General features: G+C 69.9%; 2 protein-coding genes. One reads left to right on the top strand and one right to left on the bottom strand.

The features are described from left to right. Positions 1-765 (bottom strand): tRNA glutamyl-Q(34) synthetase GluQRS (gluQRS, locus tag BGN95_RS19665; RefSeq protein WP_286773758.1); only part of this gene is annotated, 765 nt, incomplete at its 3' end. Between gluQRS and BGN95_RS19660 the strand changes: the two genes are divergently transcribed. After that, positions 766-995, top strand: a 230-nt coding sequence (locus BGN95_RS19660; RefSeq protein ID WP_286773757.1) for a hypothetical protein, incomplete at its 3' end; no start/stop codon positions are given.

The following is a 995-nucleotide window of genomic DNA, read 5'->3' as shown; positions in this document are numbered from 1 at the left end:
GCGCATCGCCGCGAGCGTCGGGCTGTCATGCCGCTGGGCGAGCCGCTCGCCGTCCGCCCCGACGAGCAGATCGTGATGATGATAAGCCGGCACCGGCAGCCCGAGCAGCGCCTGGAGCAGCCGGTGGACGTGCGTCGCGGCGAACAGATCGCGCCCGCGCACCACATCGGTGACGCCCTGCGCGGCATCGTCGATCGTCACCGCGAGATGATAGCTCGCCGGCGCATCCTTGCGCGCGAGCACGACATCCCCGGCGGCAAGCGGATCGGCGGCAACCTCGACGCCGTGATCGGTCCAGACGAGCGGTCCGGCGAGTGCCGCCGCCTTCGCCATGTCGATCCGCCAGCAATGCGGCTCATCGATTCGCCCGGCCGCGTCGATCCCGCGGCAGGTGCCGGGATAGACCGGCTCGGCGCCGTGCGGCGCGGCGAGGCTGGCGGCGGCGATCTCGGCGCGGGTGCAGAAACAGCGATAGAGCAGCCCCATCGCGCGCAGCCGGTCGAGCGCGGCGGCATAATGATCGAGCCGGCGCGACTGGAACATAATTTCCCCGTCCCATTCGAGCCCGAGCCATTCGAGATCCTCGAGGATCGTCGCGACATGCTCGGGGCGGCTGCGCGTGCCGTCGATATCCTCGATCCGCACGATGAATTGCCCGCCGCGCGATCGCGCGAAATCATGCGACAGGATCGCCGACCACGCATGGCCGAGATGCAGCCGCCCGGTCGGCGAAGGGGCGAAACGGGTGACGGTCACCCGCGCCATGTGGGGCAGGCGCGAGCAGCGGGCAATAATCCGCCGGCATGGCGGCGGCGGGTCGGTGAAAAAACCGGGTTCTGCCGCGCGCCGATCCGTCCTAGCCATGACCGACGCCACCCCCCGATTCGGCGCACAGGATCGGGGAGGGAAGGCTTGGGACGCATTCTGCTCGAATGGCTCGGTGCGGCGACGCGCGAGGCGACGTTGTTCGCCGCGATCGGCTTTCTGATCGGCGG

The organism is Sphingomonas sp. 66-10 (assembly GCF_001897045.1).
GTDB classification, from domain to species: domain Bacteria; phylum Pseudomonadota; class Alphaproteobacteria; order Sphingomonadales; family Sphingomonadaceae; genus Sphingomonas; species Sphingomonas lycopersici.
The sequence above is the reverse complement of the archived record's forward strand: the minus strand, read 5'-3'. Positions and strand labels throughout refer to the sequence as shown.